This is a genomic window from Pseudomonas protegens, from assembly GCF_003732485.1.
GTDB classification, from domain to species: Bacteria; Pseudomonadota; Gammaproteobacteria; order Pseudomonadales; family Pseudomonadaceae; genus Aquipseudomonas; species Aquipseudomonas protegens_B.
This window is the reverse complement of record NZ_MOAK01000078.1, coordinates 29712-44319: the sequence shown is the minus strand read 5'-3', so window position 1 is coordinate 44319 and position 14608 is coordinate 29712. Positions and strand designations below refer to the sequence as shown.

Genomic DNA, 14608 nt, shown 5'->3' with positions numbered 1-14608 from the left:
AAGCAGAGCTGGCCGGCATTGCCCTGATGGAGGCAGGTGCCGCCTGCCTCGATCGCCACTGGCAAGCGGTCGGCCACTGTGAGCAAGACGTCCTGGGCTTCGCCATCAGCCCCAGTTTCATGGGCGGCTCGCACTGGCCCTCCACGCGCCAGGCCTATCGCATCGTGCGTCGCAACAACGGCATCATTCTCGCCACCGAGGGCCTGTCCGACCCGTTCGATGGGGTCACAGGTGATGATCTGGGCAATGGTTTCGAGATGGAACTGTTCGTCGAAACCCCGGACATCCCACCCCATGCCCAGGGCGCGGTGGGTGATGTCTACCCGTTCGCCGATAGCTGGGCTTTCGAACTGCTGCGCTGCGTGGCCAACACCACGGCCGATGCCGGTGGCCTCACTGCACGCCTGCAGCGCTACGGGGTGCTGTCCCTGGAACTGCCCGGCGTCAGCCAGTCCCGCGCCATGAGCGAGCAACTGCCAGCGCATTTCATCAGCGCCGACGACTGCGCCGGGGTACTGGTGGGCGGCCCGGCCCCGGACTTCCCGACGCGCCTGGAAGACATGCCGCTGTCCCCCGTGACCCTGGTGCCGGTGGTGCTGATCACCGCCGCGGAGCTGGAGTACGTGCGCAGCGGCGGGGCCCAGGCCCGGGAAGACCTGGCCGCACGCTTGAGCGCCGCCGGCCATGGTCATGTCAGCCATTTGCAGCGCGCCAGCCTGATCTGAACCAAGGAGCCTAGCCGTCCATGTCAGAAGCCGAGAACTACTTCCCTTTCTACCTGTTCGCTGCCCGCTTCCCGAACCAGGCAGAGGCCGAACGGTTTGCCTTCGAACAGTGGGAGCCGAAACCCGCGGCCGACGCCAGCGACGCCGAGTTCAGCGCCTGGGAAGCACGCAACCCCAGCTGGCGCCTCAAACAGGAGCTGGGTTACTACATGGACTCCGATTTCGTCGAGCTGATCGGCAGTGAAGACTGCCCGCAATACCTGGAGTCGCTGACCCGCAGCGACGCCGGAAAACACCAGCTGCGCACGCGCATCGACTCCGGCTACAGCCATTTCATCATCGTTGGCTGCGAGTCGATTTACGGTGACCACAAATCGACCTCCGGCGGCGCCAATCAACGCCAGCCCACAAGCACGGCAACCCTGGACTACCTTGGCGAGTTCAACGTGGAGCCCGCAGGCCCTGGCGCAGCTGGCCTGAAACAATAATCCACCAAGCCGATTCCTCTGCCCGGCACTAGATGCTAAAAAGGCCCCCAGCGTTCCCATGCCACCCTTGTCGTGCCAGCCGTACCACGAGAATCACCATGCACAGCCAATACCCGAAGACCCGCGCCCCGTTGCGCCCTCTGCACCTCATCACCCACCAGCCAACGGCGGTAGCAGCATGATCGAAGTCACCGAAGTCTCCATTGCCCACCTGCGCGCCGCCCTGGAATCCGGGCAGACCACCTCGGTGGAGCTGGTCCAGGCCTATCTGGCGCGGATCGAGGCCTATGACGGCCCGAACACCGCCACCGCCCTCAACGCCGTGGTGGTGCGCAACCCCGAGGCGCTGAACGAGGCGCGGGCCGCCGATGAGCGCCGCGCCAAGGGCCAGACCCTGGGCCCGCTGGACGGCATTCCCTACACCGCCAAGGACAGCTACCTGGTCAAGGGCCTGACTGCGGCGTCCGGCAGCCCGGCCTTCGCCGAGCTGGTGGCCTACCGCGATGCCTTCACCATCGAGCGCCTGCGGGGCGCCGGGGCCATCTGCCTGGGCAAGACCAACATGCCGCCCATGGCCAACGGCGGCATGCAGCGCGGCGTGTATGGCCGCGCCGAAAGCCCGTACAACGCCGCCTACCTGACCGCACCCTTCGCCTCGGGCTCGTCCAATGGCGCCGGCACCGCCACCGCCGCCAGCTTCGCCGCCTTCGGCCTGGCCGAGGAAACCTGGTCCAGCGGCCGTGGCCCGGCCTCCAACAATGGCCTGTGCGCCTACACCCCATCGCGCGGGGTGATCTCGGTACGCGGCAACTGGCCGCTGACCCCGACCATGGACGTGGTGGTGCCTTTTGCCCGGACCATGGCCGACCTCCTGGAAGTGCTGGACGTGGTGGTGGCCGAAGACCCGGACACCCGCGGCGACCTGTGGCGCCTGCAGCCCTGGGTGCCGATCCCCAGCGTCGCTTCGGTGCGCCCGGCCTCCTACCCGCAACTGGCGGCCGGCGCCGCGGCGCTCAAGGGCAAGCGCCTTGGCGTGCCGCGCATGTACATCAATGCCGACCCTGAGGCCGGCACCAGCGAGAAACCGGGCATCGGCGGCCCCACCGGCCAGCGCATCCATACCCGGCCCTCGGTGATCAGCCTCTGGGAACAGGCGCGCCAGGCCCTGGAGGCCGCCGGCGCGCAAGTGCTGGAAGTGGACTTCCCCCTGGTGTCCAACTGCGAGGGCGACCGCCCCGGCGCGCCGACCGTGTACAACCGCGGCCTGGTCAGCAAGGAGTTCCTCCACGACGAGCTATGGGAGCTCTCGGGCTGGGCCTTCGACGACTTCCTGCGGGCCAACGACGACCCCAAGCTCAACCGCCTGGCGGATGTCGACGGGCCGCAGATCTTCCCCCACGACCCCGGCACCCTGCCCAACCGCGAAGACGACCTGGCCGCCGGCATGGACCAATACGTGAACATGGCCAAGCGCGGGCTCAAGACCTGGGACCAGATCAGCACCCTGGCCGACGGCCTGCGCGGCCTGGAGCAGACCCGGCGCATCGACCTGGAAGACTGGATGGACCGCCTGGGGCTGGACGCCGTGCTGTTCCCCACCGTGGCCGACGTTGGCCCGGCCGATGCCGATATCAATCCCGAGTCGGCAGACATCGCCTGGAGCAATGGCGTGTGGGTGGCCAACGGCAACCTTGCCATTCGCCATTTGGGAGTGCCCACCGTTACCGTGCCCATGGGGGTGATGGCGGACATCGGCATGCCGGTGGGGCTGACCTTCGCCGGACGCGCCTATGACGATTCGAGCCTGCTGCGACTGGCTTCGGCCTTCGAATCCACCGGCAGCAAGCGCCTGATTCCACCACGGACGCCGGCCTTGCACAGCGGCCACTGACAAACCGGATCGGGGCCGCAACGGCCCCGATTCACGCCGCGGATAATCCACTTGCCATTTGACCTGCCTGCACCAGGCTCAGACAACCACCCGACTCTCAACGGCGACCTGGAGCCTATGGAACAGGTCTTCCAGCGCTGCATCGGCCAGCCGATTCAAGCCTGATCCGAGCGTTTCAAACACCCCTCATGCAGGCTCCGGCCCAGGGCTTTCAAACCCTGGACTTAACCTCACTCCCTCACTGCTCATCCTCTGGCCGCAATGGCGAGTGCTGCCAATCGAAGTGGGTGAGCAACTGCCGGCATAGGTCGTCCAGCTGCGGGTGATAGTGGTGGGTATGGGGCACGGGCAACTGCGGCTCGCCATGGCCGAAGCCCAGTGCGCGCAGGGCCGTGGCGTAGTCTTCCACCGGCCCGTAGCCGTAGATCAGGTTGTGCCGGTCCCAGACCACGGTGGCCTGCTGCTCGGGCGAGTGGACCCACAGGTCGAAACGGCTGTCGCAACAGAGCAGTGGCTTGAAGTCGTAGATGAAATCCTGAACGTCTTCACGCGACAGCTGCGGGCTCCAGTAGCGTCCGGCTTGCGATTCGTCCCGGGGCGTGTGCAGCACGAACAACAGCACCAGCGGTTCGGCCAGGCAGCCCAGCAGGCTGAGCAGGACCTGCGGGTCCGAGCCTGGAACGCCCGCCACCACGCGCTGCCCCTCGCCAATGGGGGCCACCACGAATACCGGCGGATAACTGTGCTCGACCCACTGGTTGTCTATCATGTGCCCAAGTCTGTACATAGCCGGCCTGATGCTCCTGATCAATTCCTGGGTTTAGGCAAAACGGCCGCGCATTATGCCGTACCCTGCAGGGCCGCTCACGGCCTGATTGACCCAACAGCGCGCGGCAACACAGCCCATCAAGGACATCCCCTCCGTGCTTCATGCCCTGATCCACAACGGCCAACCGCTGGCCCCACAGCAACCCCAGCCACTGGTGCCCTGGTGGAGCTTCACCAAGACCGTGCTTTGCGCAGCGGCCCTGACCCTGGTGCGCGACGGCCTGCTGGGGCTGGACGAGCCGCGGCCCCAGGGCCCCTTCACCCTGCGCCAGTTGCTGCGGCATCAGGCCGGGCTGGCGGACTACAGCGAGCTGAGCGACTACCACGACGCGGTGTTGCGCAACGAGGATGCATGGCCCGGTGCACAGATGCTGCAGCGCCTGGACGCCAGCCGCCTGCGCTACGCCCCCGGCAGCCAGTGGCGCTACTCCAATGTGGGCTACCTGTTCGTGGCGCAGTTGATCCAGCAGGCGACGGACCTGCCCCTGCACCTTGCCCTGCAACAACGGATACTGGCGCCCCTGGGCCTGTCCCGCACGCGCCTCGCCGTGACCCGCGAAGATCTGCGGGATGTGGACCTGGGCCAGTTGGGCGACTACCACCCCGGCTGGGTCTACCACGGCCTGCTGGTGGGGCCCCTGGCGGAGGCGGTGCTGCTGCTGGATCGGCTGTTGAGCGGCGCGCTATTGCCCCCGGCACTGCTGGCAGACATGCAGCAGGCCCAGGTTCTGGGCGGGCCGATGGCCGGCCGACCCTGGGTCGCTCCCGGCTATGCCATGGGCCTGATGGTGGGCAGCGTCGAGTCTGGCCTGACGCTCTACGGCCACACCGGCAGCGGCCCCGGCAGCACGCTGGCGGTCTATCGCGCCAACGTCGCCGGCACCAGCGCCTGCTGCGCGGTCTTCAATCCCGGGAGCGACCAGGGCCAGGTCGAAACCCGGGCCCTGGCGCATTTGCGCAGTCTGCTGGCGACCCCCCCCTAGTGCAGCACCACGGTAACCAACCGCTCGCGCTCTTGCCGGCATGAATAACTGCGGCACTATTACTTGCCCCGGCTGCAAGTTACACCCATGACCCCGAATTAATGGACATATAGCCAAGCGCCCTATAAACAGCCGCAAAAAAATATAACCGACGGCTTTTGCTTGATTATATTTCCTAGGCAGTTAATCCATAACAACGCCTATTCTGAAGGAACTAGAATGACTACTTTCGCAGAAGAACTCAGTGAGATTCCCATGGGCGAATACCTGCGTATCTGGGGACAGTTCCCTGGTGCGATCAACCCTCAGTGCTATCAGGGAAAACTCCAGAAGCTTGACCTCAATGCCGGGAAATCCTATCTGGAATCAACAACTTACAGCGGTCGCGTAGACGAAGTACCGATTGCCAAGATTACTTCGATCCAACGCGGCCATACCGGTTCTGGCGCATCCGGGCCGGTGCAGAAACCGGACAAGGTATTCAACCCCAATAGCGGCGAGTGGCAGGATAAAACTTTCAAGGACTACAGTTGAAGTCAACCATTCACCTAAAAGAGTTATCACTTATTGATACGTGACGGCTCGCCCAACCGTTAAATCGAACTCGGTTCGCTAGTTGAGGACCGAGTTCGCCATTGCAATGTATTTGATACTTCCCCTGCATCTATTCGCCCAGGACTGAAACCCGGTGGCCTGACAGAACAACGGCTCGCCACGGGCCCTGCCGTTTCGCACAGCGGCTGACGTACAATCCCCGACCTTCAGGGATAGCCATCACCAGGACAACGATGACCACACACCGCATTACCCTCGCCAATGGCTGGACCGCCGAGTTTACCGAGCAGGGCGAGTTCCGCATGGGCGCCGTCGGCTGGAACCTGCAGTTGCGCGGCCCCGAGCAACAGGCCATCCGCTATTTCGAAAGCCAGATCGTGCTGGTCAACGACGAGGATGGTGTACAGGCACGGAAAGCCATCAGCCTCTCCGAGGATGGGGTCTACGGCTACCTGGGCAGCGACATGAGCCATGGCTGGGTGATCGACTTCTCCCGCTGCATGATCGCGCCCCATCGGGTGACGATTTCCCACTACCACTACGCCTATGACGAATACATCTCGCTGCTGGAGCAGCCGGCGTACAAGCGGGTGCGGGAGTACATCAGTGTCAGCGGTCGGACTTACTACCTGACCTTCCCCCTCACCCGGGACGAGGATTTCTCCAAGGTCTGGGAGGAGTACCTGGTGATACGCCGGCGGCAGCTGGACGAGCTGTATTTTCGCAACTGAGCCTGGACCAGGCGGCACAGTGATGCACATGGGCCATTAGTACACTCGGGCTAATAGTGCCGGGGGCAGCACGGGCCTATAGTCCGCAGCAGCCCCCCCCTTCAGGACGGCGCCTACAAGAACGTGCGGATTCATAACAAGGAGTTTTCCCATGTCGCTCAAGAAAATCGTCTATGCCTCGGCCATCGCCCTGGCCCTCACTGCCTCCAACGCCCACGCCTTTGCCAGTGACTGCAGCGATTCGCTGTGGAAGTTCAGCGCCATCGAAGCGCTGACCTGCGTGTTCTCGGGCCAGTGGTAAATCACTGCCGCCTGGGCTGACACCACCCGGCATGAACCAAGTGCCCGCTGCCGCGGGCACTTTCATTGGCGGGTGTCGGCTCGCTCGCGGCCCTGCTTTCAGCGCAGGCTCCAGGACACGCCCAGGTACACCCCCAAGCCTTCTCCCGGCGTCGAGCGCGCCGCGTCCAGCCCCTTGTCGTCGTAGCCCGGAGTGACGGTGGCGGCGTAGCGCTTGTCGGTCAGGTTGCGCACATCGACCCAGGTCTGCCAGTCGTTCTTTGGCGCGTTGTAGCCCAAGGTGGCGCCGAACAGCGCGTAAGGGTCGGCGTAGTAGCTGTTGGCGTAATCCACCGCCACCTTGGACACCAGCTGGGTGTTGACGGCGGCGAAGAAACCCAGGGGCCAGTCGTAGCGCAGCTCGCCCTGGTAATAGTGCATCGGCAGGCCCGGCAGGCGATTGTCGCCAAAGCGCGAATCGTCGCGGTAGTGGAAGTCGCTGAAGGTGTAGGCCTGGCGCAGGCTCAAGCGGCCGACGCCCGGCTGCGACCACAGCTCACTCTGCAGGCTGGCCTCCACGCCCTGGTGCACCGTGGGGCTGGCGTTGAGTTCATAGGGCGTGGTGGCGCTGGGGTCCGGCAACACCGAGAGCAGTTCGTGGCGCACCTGGGCGTAGTACCAGGCCAGGCTCCACTCGCCCAGGCTGCTGTCGCCGCGGCCGCCCAGCTCCAGGGTGGTGGCAGTCTGGTTGCGCAGCTCGATCGGATCGCGCTGGGCGCCAGTGGCGACGCCGCTGCCAGCCGGGAAGCGCAGGTTCGAGCTGTAGATCAACGACCAAGGGTGCGGTGCTTCCACCGAGCGGCTGAGGTTGGCGAACAGTTGCAGGTCCGGGTTCAGCTGGTAGCGCAGGCCCAGGCGCGGCGCGTAGTCCCAATCGCCGAGGCTGGTCTTGCCGCCCCCTTCGGGGTAGGTCACCGCGCTTTCACGACGAGTGTAGATGGCCGCCAGGCCCGTGGTCAGCCACAGGTCATCGGCGATCTCCAGATCATTGCCAACGTGCAGGACAGTGTCCGAGCCCTGGTAGGTGAAATTGCGGATTCGCGTGCCTGGCGCATAGCCGGCGGTGTTGCCCGCAGGAATCCGCACAAACTCGCTGGCGCCGTCATTGGGCAGGTGCTTGGTGACCCGCAGGCCCAGGGTGCTGCGGCTTTCCCGGCCCCAGAGAGTGTCGCGGCGCTTGTAGTCGAAGGTGCCGCTGACGTCGCTGTAGGCCACCTTCAGGCGGTTGGGGCCTTCGCGCAGGTCCATGGGGTAGTCGTGGTAGACCAGGCCGGTCTGGATGCTCGAATCGTCGTCGATGTAATAGGTGGTCTTGTTGCCGACAAAGGTGCTGCCCGGCTGCTTGCGACGGTCGTCGCGGCTGACGTAGGCCGGGTTGGCCGCCCGCGGGTCGTGCTCGATGGAATGTTTGCTGACCCGTCCGGCCAGATCATTGTCGGTCTCGCGGTAGCGCAGGTAGAAACGCGTCTCCAGGTTCGGATTGAAGCGATAGCCGAAGTTGCCAATCACCCCCTTGCTCTGGCTGCGGGTGTGGTCCTGATAGCCGTCCGCGTTGGCATCGGTCAGCGAGACGTAGTAGTCGAAATCCCCCAGCACTTGCCCGGAGCTGACCTGGCGCTGCTGATAACCGTGGCTGCCCGTGGCGTAGCGCACCTGCAACAGCGGTGCGTCGTAGCCGGTGTGGCTGACGTAATCGATGGCGCCACCCAGGGCCAGGGCGCCACGGTCGAAACCATTGGCGCCGCGCAGCACCTCTACGTGGTCGACCCACAGGGGCTCCAGCAACTCATAGGGGGTGCCGCCAGGGCCGGTCAGGGGCAGACCGTCGAGCTTGGTGTACAGCCCCGAGGCATGAGCCCCCGGAGCGCGGTTGATGCCCGAGCCACGGATCGAGATCTTTACCCCTTCGTTCCCTGCGGACTGGGCGTAGACCCCGGGCTGATAAGCCAGCACATCCTGGTTGCTGGCGACCCGGCCTTGCAGCGGCCGGCGCATGTCCACCACATTGCTGGCGCCCGGCACCTGGGCCAGCCGCGCCTCGGCCTCTTCCACCCGCTGTCCCTCGCCGCTCTGCTCCTGCCCCAGGACCTGCGCCGGGGCCAGCTCCACGCTCCGGGTCTCGGCGATTGCCGGGCAGGCAAGGGCCAGGCCCAACAGGGCCGTGGGCAAGGATTTTGGCGAAGACATCGAGAAAACTCCGACAGGCAGAAAGGGGGCAATGCAAGTTGCGACGCATCAAAGAACCAAGAGAACACAGGGGAATTGGGCTTTTTTTCGCCAGGAAAGCGGATGTCGGCAGTCACGCCTTCACTGGCGAAGCCACAGCGTCCAGCCGGCGGCGCTAAGGGGTCTTGGCTCCCGCCAGAAAGTGCGCCACCAAGGCATTGGCATGACCGTGGCCCATGCCGTGTTCGGACTTGAGCCAGGCCACCAGTTCCATGTGCTTCTTGCCCCTGACGGCGCCAAGAAGCTCCAGCCAGTGGCTGATGGGCTGACCGTAGTTTTTTTCAATGGAAGGAAAGTACGACGCCGGGCCTTTGACCTGGCTGGCTTTGCTTTTGCTGTCTTCGCTCATGCTTCACCCTGTGCTTTTTTACTGCCCTTGATGTTTTCGATCAGATCGACCACGTAATTCTGGTTGAAACCCGCAACAAAGGACCAGAACAGCAACTTGCCATAGGCGGCGTAACCTCCAGCATGCTGGCAGAAAATCACATAGAAGCTGTTCTCGGGGTAGTTGCAGCTCTTGTCACTGACGATCTCCGGAAACAGCTCCCCTTGCACCACGCCGGAGATAAACAGGATGTACAGCAGGCCCGCCAGGATGCCGCCGATGAACGACGGCAGCAGCACGTTGAACCAGGAGCTGCACAGGCTGATGATCTCCTCCTCGCAAAGGTGTGACAGTTGCCGGTGAAAGCCCACGTAACCGCCGATATTGCCGACGATGAACACCACCGAGGGGATGGTGTAACCGTCGGCCAGGGCGACCGCCCCCAGGGATGCCGCCAACAGCAGCACAAAGATGATGAACAATCGCTTCCATAGGATGTTCAGCGCTTCCTGGCGGTTCATGTTCAGCTCGTCGGTTCAGGTTGTCGGAGAGATCCATCCACCTTGATGACAATAGATGAGCCTTGCCAGGCAGGCGTTTTTTTTCGACAGGGAATCCTCGCCCCTCCTGGCCGACGCCCGCCGCCCCTCCCTCAAGCCGGATACCCGGTGATCTCGCGAATGCTCTGGTACAACGGCTTGAGCTGGCGGTACATGCGCAGGTAGACCTCGCTGTACAGGCGCTGGTACATCTGCTGCGCTTGCGGCTGCGGCTCGAACACCGCGCCCACCCGGGTCATGGCGCTGATGGCCGTGGGAAAATCCGGGTACAGGCCCAGTCCGACCGCGCAGGCGATCACCGCCCCCAGCCCCGAGGCCTCATAGACATGGGGGCGCTCCACCGGCAAGCCGAAGATGTCCGCCGTCAGTTGCATCGCCGCATCGCTCTGGGAGCCGCCGCCGGCCACCCGCAAACGAGTGATCTTCAGCTTGGAGCGTTTCTCCATGCGTTCCATGCCCTGGCGCAGGGCATAGGCCAGGCCTTCAAGGATGGCCCGGTAGATATGGGCCCGGGTGTGCACGTCGCCAAAGCCGATCATGGCGCCCTTGGCTTCCATGCCCGGCTCGCGGATGCCCGGCGACCAGTAGGGTTGCAGGGTCAGGCCCATGGACCCGGGCGGCACCGCCTGGACCAGGGCGTCGAACAGCTGCTCCGGCTCCAGCCCCTGCTCGGCCGCCTGCTGCACTTCCCGCAGGCCGAACTGTTGCTTGAACCAGCTGACCATCCAGTAACCGCGAAAGATCATCACCTCGCAGTTGTAGTGGTTCGGCACCGCCGCCGGGTACGGCGGGATCAGCGGCACCACTTCCAGGTAACGGGAACGGGTGGTGGTGATGGTGGCCGTGGTGCCGTAGGACAGGCAGGCCGTGGTGGAATCCTGGACGCCCGAGCCCAGCACTTCGCAGGCCTTGTCGGCACCGGCGGCAATCAGCGGCAGGCCCTCGGGAATACCGGTGTGGCGACTCGCTTCGGCGCTGATCCGGCCCAGGGTTTCACCGGGTTTGAGCAGGGTCGGCAACTGCTCCTGACGCACGGCCAGGGCCTGCCATTTCCAGTCGCTGGGGGCGGCCCAGCGCAGGCGCTTGTAGTCGAACGGCAGGTACGCCACGCAACAGCCGACGGAGTCGACGAAGTTGCCGGTCAGGCGATGGGTGAGAAAGCCCGAGAGCAGCAGGAACTTGTCAGTGGCCGCCCACACCTCGGGTTGCTGCTGGGCCACCCAGTTGGCTTCGGCCTGGGCCCGAAAGTACTCCACCGTGGCCTCGGCGCCGATCAGCTTGAACAGCCAGCCCCAAGGCCCCTTGATGCGGCCCTCGACCTCGGCCTGGCGCTGGTCGAGCCAGAGGATGGCCGGACGCAGGGCTTTACCCTGGGCGTCGACATTGATCAGGGTGCCGCGCTGGGTGGTCAGGGACACGCCGCGGATCTGCGAACGGTCGATGCCGGTCTGCTGCCACAAGAGCTGGCAGGCTTCACCGAGCTTGGCCCAGTAGTAGTCCGGATGCTGTTCGGCCCAGCCGGGCTGGGTCGAAAAATAGGCCTCCAGCTCCACCTTGCCCTTGCCCAGCAAGTTGCCCGACAGGTCGAACAGCAGCGCGCGCACGCTCTGGGTGCCGTTGTCGATCGCCAGCAGGTAGTCCTGCTTATTGTTGTTGTGGTTGTCCATGGGGCTCTCTTGGTTGAGCATCGTTAGGCGTGGGCCGGCAGGCTGTGATGGCGTTGCCACAGGTCGCGATAGCGCTGTTCTTCGGCCAGCCAGCGCGCGTCGTCCCAGCCCAGCCGGGGCTGGCACAGGCGGCGGATGGCCGGCAGGTACTGCGCCGCGCCTTCGGCCAGCAACAGACCGAGACGGGTGCGGCGCAGCAGCAGGTCGTCCAGGTGCAGGACCATCTCGGCCTCGGCGGCAAAGGCCAGCTCGGCCCACAGGGTGTCGCTGGCGCCGACACAATCGCCTCCCAGCTCGGCCACCCGCTGCGCTACTCGGGGCAAGTCGCTGCCATGGCGCCCGGCCAGGCGCCGCAACTGAGCCGCGCCGAGCCCGGGAATATCCAGGGGCGCCAGCGGGGCAAACACCGGTTCGCCGTCGTCCTCCACGCTGCGCCCGAGCATCGCCCCACAGGCTTGCAGCACCTCGATGGCCTGGGGCCGGAAGGTAGTGAGCTTGCCGCCGGCCAGGGTCACGCAGCCCGGCTCCTGCCACAGCACATGCTCGCGGGTTTCATTGGATGGTTTGCCCTGTTGCTCCCCTCCCGCACCGGCCACCACCGGGCGCACCCCGGCCCAGGTCGAGAGCACATCGGCGGCGCTCACCCGAGCCTGGGGAAACTGCTGGGCACAGGCGGCCAGCAGGTACTTGAGCTCTTCCTGGCTGATGCTGGCGCTCTGGTCCAGATCGTCACGGTGATCAAGATCGGTGGTGCCCACCACCGTGGCCCCTTCCCAGGGGAAGATGAACACCGGCCGGCCGTCCTCGGCATGCATGAAGCTAAAGGCATAGGCCACCGGTAACCGCCAGCCCGGCAGCAACAGGTGGCTGCCGCGCAAGGGCCGCAGCTGGCGGGCACTGCCCGGCGGGCGCAGGCGCTCGGCCCAGGCACCGGTGGCCACCGCCAAAGCGGCGCAACGCAGCTGTTGCGGCGCCCCGCCCTCACTGTCCTCGATCTCGACCCCGCAGACCCGCCCGCCTTCGCGCAGCAGTCCCGTAACCCGCAGGCCGCTGAACACCTGCGCGCCATCGGCCCGGGCCTCGGCCAGCACCCGCATCACCAGGCGCGCATCGTCGGTCAGGGCATCCAGGAAACAGGTGCCCCCCAGCAGGCCCGGCTCTTTCACCCCCGGAGCCAGGAAGCGCAGGTGCGCGGCATCGTGAAAGCAGTGGTTGCGGCGCCCGGCCAGGGCGTCATACAGGGTCAACAGGCCACCGAACACCTTGGGCCCGGGAAACCTGCCGCGGTAATGGGGCATCAGGAAACTCATGGGCTCCACCAGCCCGGGGGCCTCCTGCAGCAGGCGCTGGCGCTCGCGTACCGAGTCCCGGGTCAGGCGCCACTGCCCCTTGGCGATGTAGCGCAAGCCGCCATGGACCATCTTCGAGGAACGGCTGGAGGTGCCCCAGGCAAAGTCCCGCTGCTCCAGCAACAGGCAACGCCAGCCGCGCCGCGCCGCTTCCCGCACAATCCCGGCGCCGCTGATGCCGCCGCCGATCACGATCAGGTCCCAGGTGTGCGCCCCCAGCCCGGGCAGCGCCTGTTGGCGCCACTGGCCGTTCCAGTCCTGGCTCATGGCTTCACTGCTCCAGCAGGGTGCCGGGGTTGAGGCGCCCGGCAGGGTCGAAGTGGCGGCTCAGGGCCTGCAGGGTGTCGATGGCCAGCGCGCCCTTCTCCCGCAACAGGTACGGCGCATGGTCCTTGCCCACCCCATGCTGGTGGCTGATGGTGCCGTGGTGATTGACGATGGTCTGGCTGGCGGCATGCTTGAGGGCCTGCCAGCGGGCCAGGGTCGCCGGGTACTGGGCGTCCGGGCGGAATACGTAAGTGGTGTAGATGCTCGACCCTTCGCCATAGACATGGGACAGGTGGGTGAACACATGCACCTGCTCGCCCTCGGCGGCCAGGCCGTCCCGCAGGCTGCCCTCGATGCGTTGCAACAGATGGTCGACATGGCTCCAGTCAGTGGCGGTTTCCAGGGTGTCCACCAGATAGCCGGCGTTCCACAGGCTTTCGCGCAGGTAGGGAAAGCGAAAGCGGTTCTGCGCCCATTTCTTGCCCAGCAGGGTTCCGGTAAAGACCCCGCCAAACCCCTTGAGGTGACGCCGGGCGTGACGCAGGGACAAGGCGTTCTGCTGGCGATTGCCGGTCACGCCGAAGGTCAGCAGGCACTTGCCCGGCCCCGCACCGCGCAGGGCCAGGTATTTTTCCAGCCAGGCGATCTGCGTGGGATGGCCGGCCAGGGCCAATTGGGTTTCGGTCTCCAGGGCATTGGACAGGCGCAGCATCGACAGCGGCACCCGGGCCTGGGCCAGGGCGCGCACCGCTTGCAGCGCCTGGGTCCAGTCCGGCAGGAACACCCCATAGAAGCGCTCGTCGTCCGGCAAGCGGCTGACCCTGACCTTGACCTCGGAAATGATCCCGAAGCGCCCTTCGCTGCCCAGTACCACTTCCCGCAGATCCGGCCCGGCCGCAGACGCCGGAAAGGTCGCGATAGGCATCGGCCCGGCAAAGGTCTCCAGGGTGCCCCCGGCGAACAGCTGCTCGATGCGCCCATAGCGCAGCGACTGCTGGCCACTGGAGCGGCTGGCCACCCAGCCGCCCAGGGTCGAGAGCTCCCAGGACTGGGGAAAGTGGCCCAGGGTGTAGCCGCGAGCGCGCAGTTGGCTCTCCACCTGCGGGCCACTGGCCCCAGGGCCGAAAGTGGCCAGCAGGCTGTCTTCGTCAAGGTCCAGCAGGCGGCTCATGCGCGCCAGGGACACCGTCAGCACCGGCCGCTCGGACCAGCCCGGATTGATGTGCCCGGCCACCGAGGTGCCGCCGCCGTAGGGAATCAGGCACAGGTCACGGTCCTCGGCCAGGGCCAGCAACTGGCGGATCTGCTCGGCGGTTTCCGGAAAGGCCACGGCATCCGGGTAGACCCCCAGCTCACCCTCGCGCAGGGCCAGCCAGTCCGGCAGGCTCTGGCCGCGGGCATGCAGCAGGCGTTCCTGGGGGTCGATGCAATACAGCGGGTGGGCAGCAAGGCGCGAGGCCGGCACCTTGGCCAGCGCCTGTTCCAGAGTCGCCTCCGGCAAGCGGCGCCCCGGTCCCAGGCGCTCGGCCAGAAACCCCGCGCCCTGGGCCGGCAATTCGACCACCGTGGATGCATCCCCCCAGCCGTTCCAGCGTCGCATACGTGTGTCCTTGTGCTGTTCTTATAGGTCTTGCTTCAGGCTCCCTATACTAGTGCGCGGCTGAAAGCTGT

At 65.6% G+C, this 14608-nt stretch carries 14 protein-coding genes; 7 read left to right on the top strand and 7 right to left on the bottom strand.

Going from position 1 to position 14608, the window contains the following annotated elements; genetic code table 11:
* The 3 genes from BLX41_RS20595 to BLX41_RS20585 form a co-directional block, all read left to right on the top strand.
* Nucleotides 1-725 (top strand): suppressor of fused domain protein (locus tag BLX41_RS20595; protein ID WP_259745041.1); only part of this gene is annotated, 725 nt, incomplete at its 5' end.
* 20 nt (nt 726-745) lie between these two features.
* Complete coding sequence (locus BLX41_RS20590) at nt 746-1213, top strand: hypothetical protein (RefSeq protein ID WP_123726378.1); 468 nt, start codon at nt 746-748, stop codon at nt 1211-1213.
* 178 nt (nt 1214-1391) lie between these two features.
* Nucleotides 1392-3104 carry an amidase gene (locus BLX41_RS20585; RefSeq protein ID WP_123726377.1) on the top strand — a complete coding sequence of 571 codons (1713 nt, stop codon included), beginning with the start codon at nt 1392-1394 and terminating at the stop codon, nt 3102-3104.
* A 238-nt stretch (nt 3105-3342) separates the two neighbouring features.
* On the opposite strand, the gene BLX41_RS20580 is transcribed toward BLX41_RS20585, so the two are convergent.
* On the bottom strand, nt 3343-3873 hold the full coding sequence (locus BLX41_RS20580; RefSeq protein ID WP_123726376.1) for a hypothetical protein: 531 nt from the start codon (nt 3871-3873) through the stop codon (nt 3343-3345).
* Nucleotides 3874-4009: 136 nt separating this feature from the next.
* Between BLX41_RS20580 and BLX41_RS20575 the strand changes: the two genes are divergently transcribed.
* From BLX41_RS20575 to BLX41_RS33800, 4 genes are all read left to right on the top strand, one after another.
* Nucleotides 4010-4915: a serine hydrolase domain-containing protein gene (locus tag BLX41_RS20575; RefSeq protein ID WP_259745046.1), complete on the top strand. Its 906-nt coding sequence runs from the start codon at nt 4010-4012 to the stop codon at nt 4913-4915.
* A 219-nt stretch (nt 4916-5134) separates the two neighbouring features.
* The gene (locus BLX41_RS20570; RefSeq protein ID WP_123726375.1) at nt 5135-5449 is read left to right on the top strand and encodes a hypothetical protein; all 315 of its coding nucleotides are present in this window, start codon (nt 5135-5137) and stop codon (nt 5447-5449) included.
* Between the two features lie 254 nt (nt 5450-5703).
* Nucleotides 5704-6201, top strand: coding sequence for a hypothetical protein (locus tag BLX41_RS20565; RefSeq protein WP_123726374.1), 498 nt, complete (start codon nt 5704-5706; stop codon nt 6199-6201).
* A gap of 151 nt (nt 6202-6352) precedes the next feature.
* Nucleotides 6353-6502 (top strand): hypothetical protein, encoded by a 150-nt coding sequence (locus BLX41_RS33800; RefSeq protein ID WP_185073704.1) that lies wholly within the window; start codon nt 6353-6355, stop codon nt 6500-6502.
* Between the two features lie 98 nt (nt 6503-6600).
* Here the strand turns inward: BLX41_RS33800 and BLX41_RS20560 are convergent, their stop codons facing one another.
* The 6 genes from BLX41_RS20560 to BLX41_RS20535 all read right to left on the bottom strand — a co-directional run bounded on the left by BLX41_RS20560 (nt 6601) and on the right by BLX41_RS20535 (nt 14537).
* Nucleotides 6601-8727 carry a TonB-dependent receptor family protein gene (locus BLX41_RS20560; protein ID WP_123726373.1) on the bottom strand — a complete coding sequence of 709 codons (2127 nt, stop codon included), beginning with the start codon at nt 8725-8727 and terminating at the stop codon, nt 6601-6603.
* Nucleotides 8728-8881: 154 nt separating this feature from the next.
* Entirely contained in the window at nt 8882-9115 is a 234-nt protein-coding gene (locus tag BLX41_RS20555; RefSeq protein WP_123726372.1) for a DUF4287 domain-containing protein, read from the bottom strand.
* Complete coding sequence (locus BLX41_RS20550; protein WP_123726371.1) at nt 9112-9615, bottom strand: hypothetical protein; 504 nt, start codon at nt 9613-9615, stop codon at nt 9112-9114. Before BLX41_RS20550 ends, BLX41_RS20555 begins: the two co-directional genes overlap by 4 nt.
* A 131-nt stretch (nt 9616-9746) precedes the next feature.
* Nucleotides 9747-11321, bottom strand: coding sequence for an FGGY-family carbohydrate kinase (locus BLX41_RS20545; protein ID WP_123726370.1), 1575 nt, complete (start codon nt 11319-11321; stop codon nt 9747-9749).
* A 23-nt stretch (nt 11322-11344) separates the two neighbouring features.
* Entirely contained in the window at nt 11345-12937 is a 1593-nt protein-coding gene (locus tag BLX41_RS20540; protein ID WP_123726369.1) for a glycerol-3-phosphate dehydrogenase/oxidase, read from the bottom strand.
* A 4-nt stretch (nt 12938-12941) separates the two neighbouring features.
* Complete coding sequence (locus BLX41_RS20535) at nt 12942-14537, bottom strand: FAD-binding oxidoreductase (protein ID WP_123726368.1); 1596 nt, start codon at nt 14535-14537, stop codon at nt 12942-12944.
* Between the last annotated feature and the right edge of the window lie 71 nt (nt 14538-14608).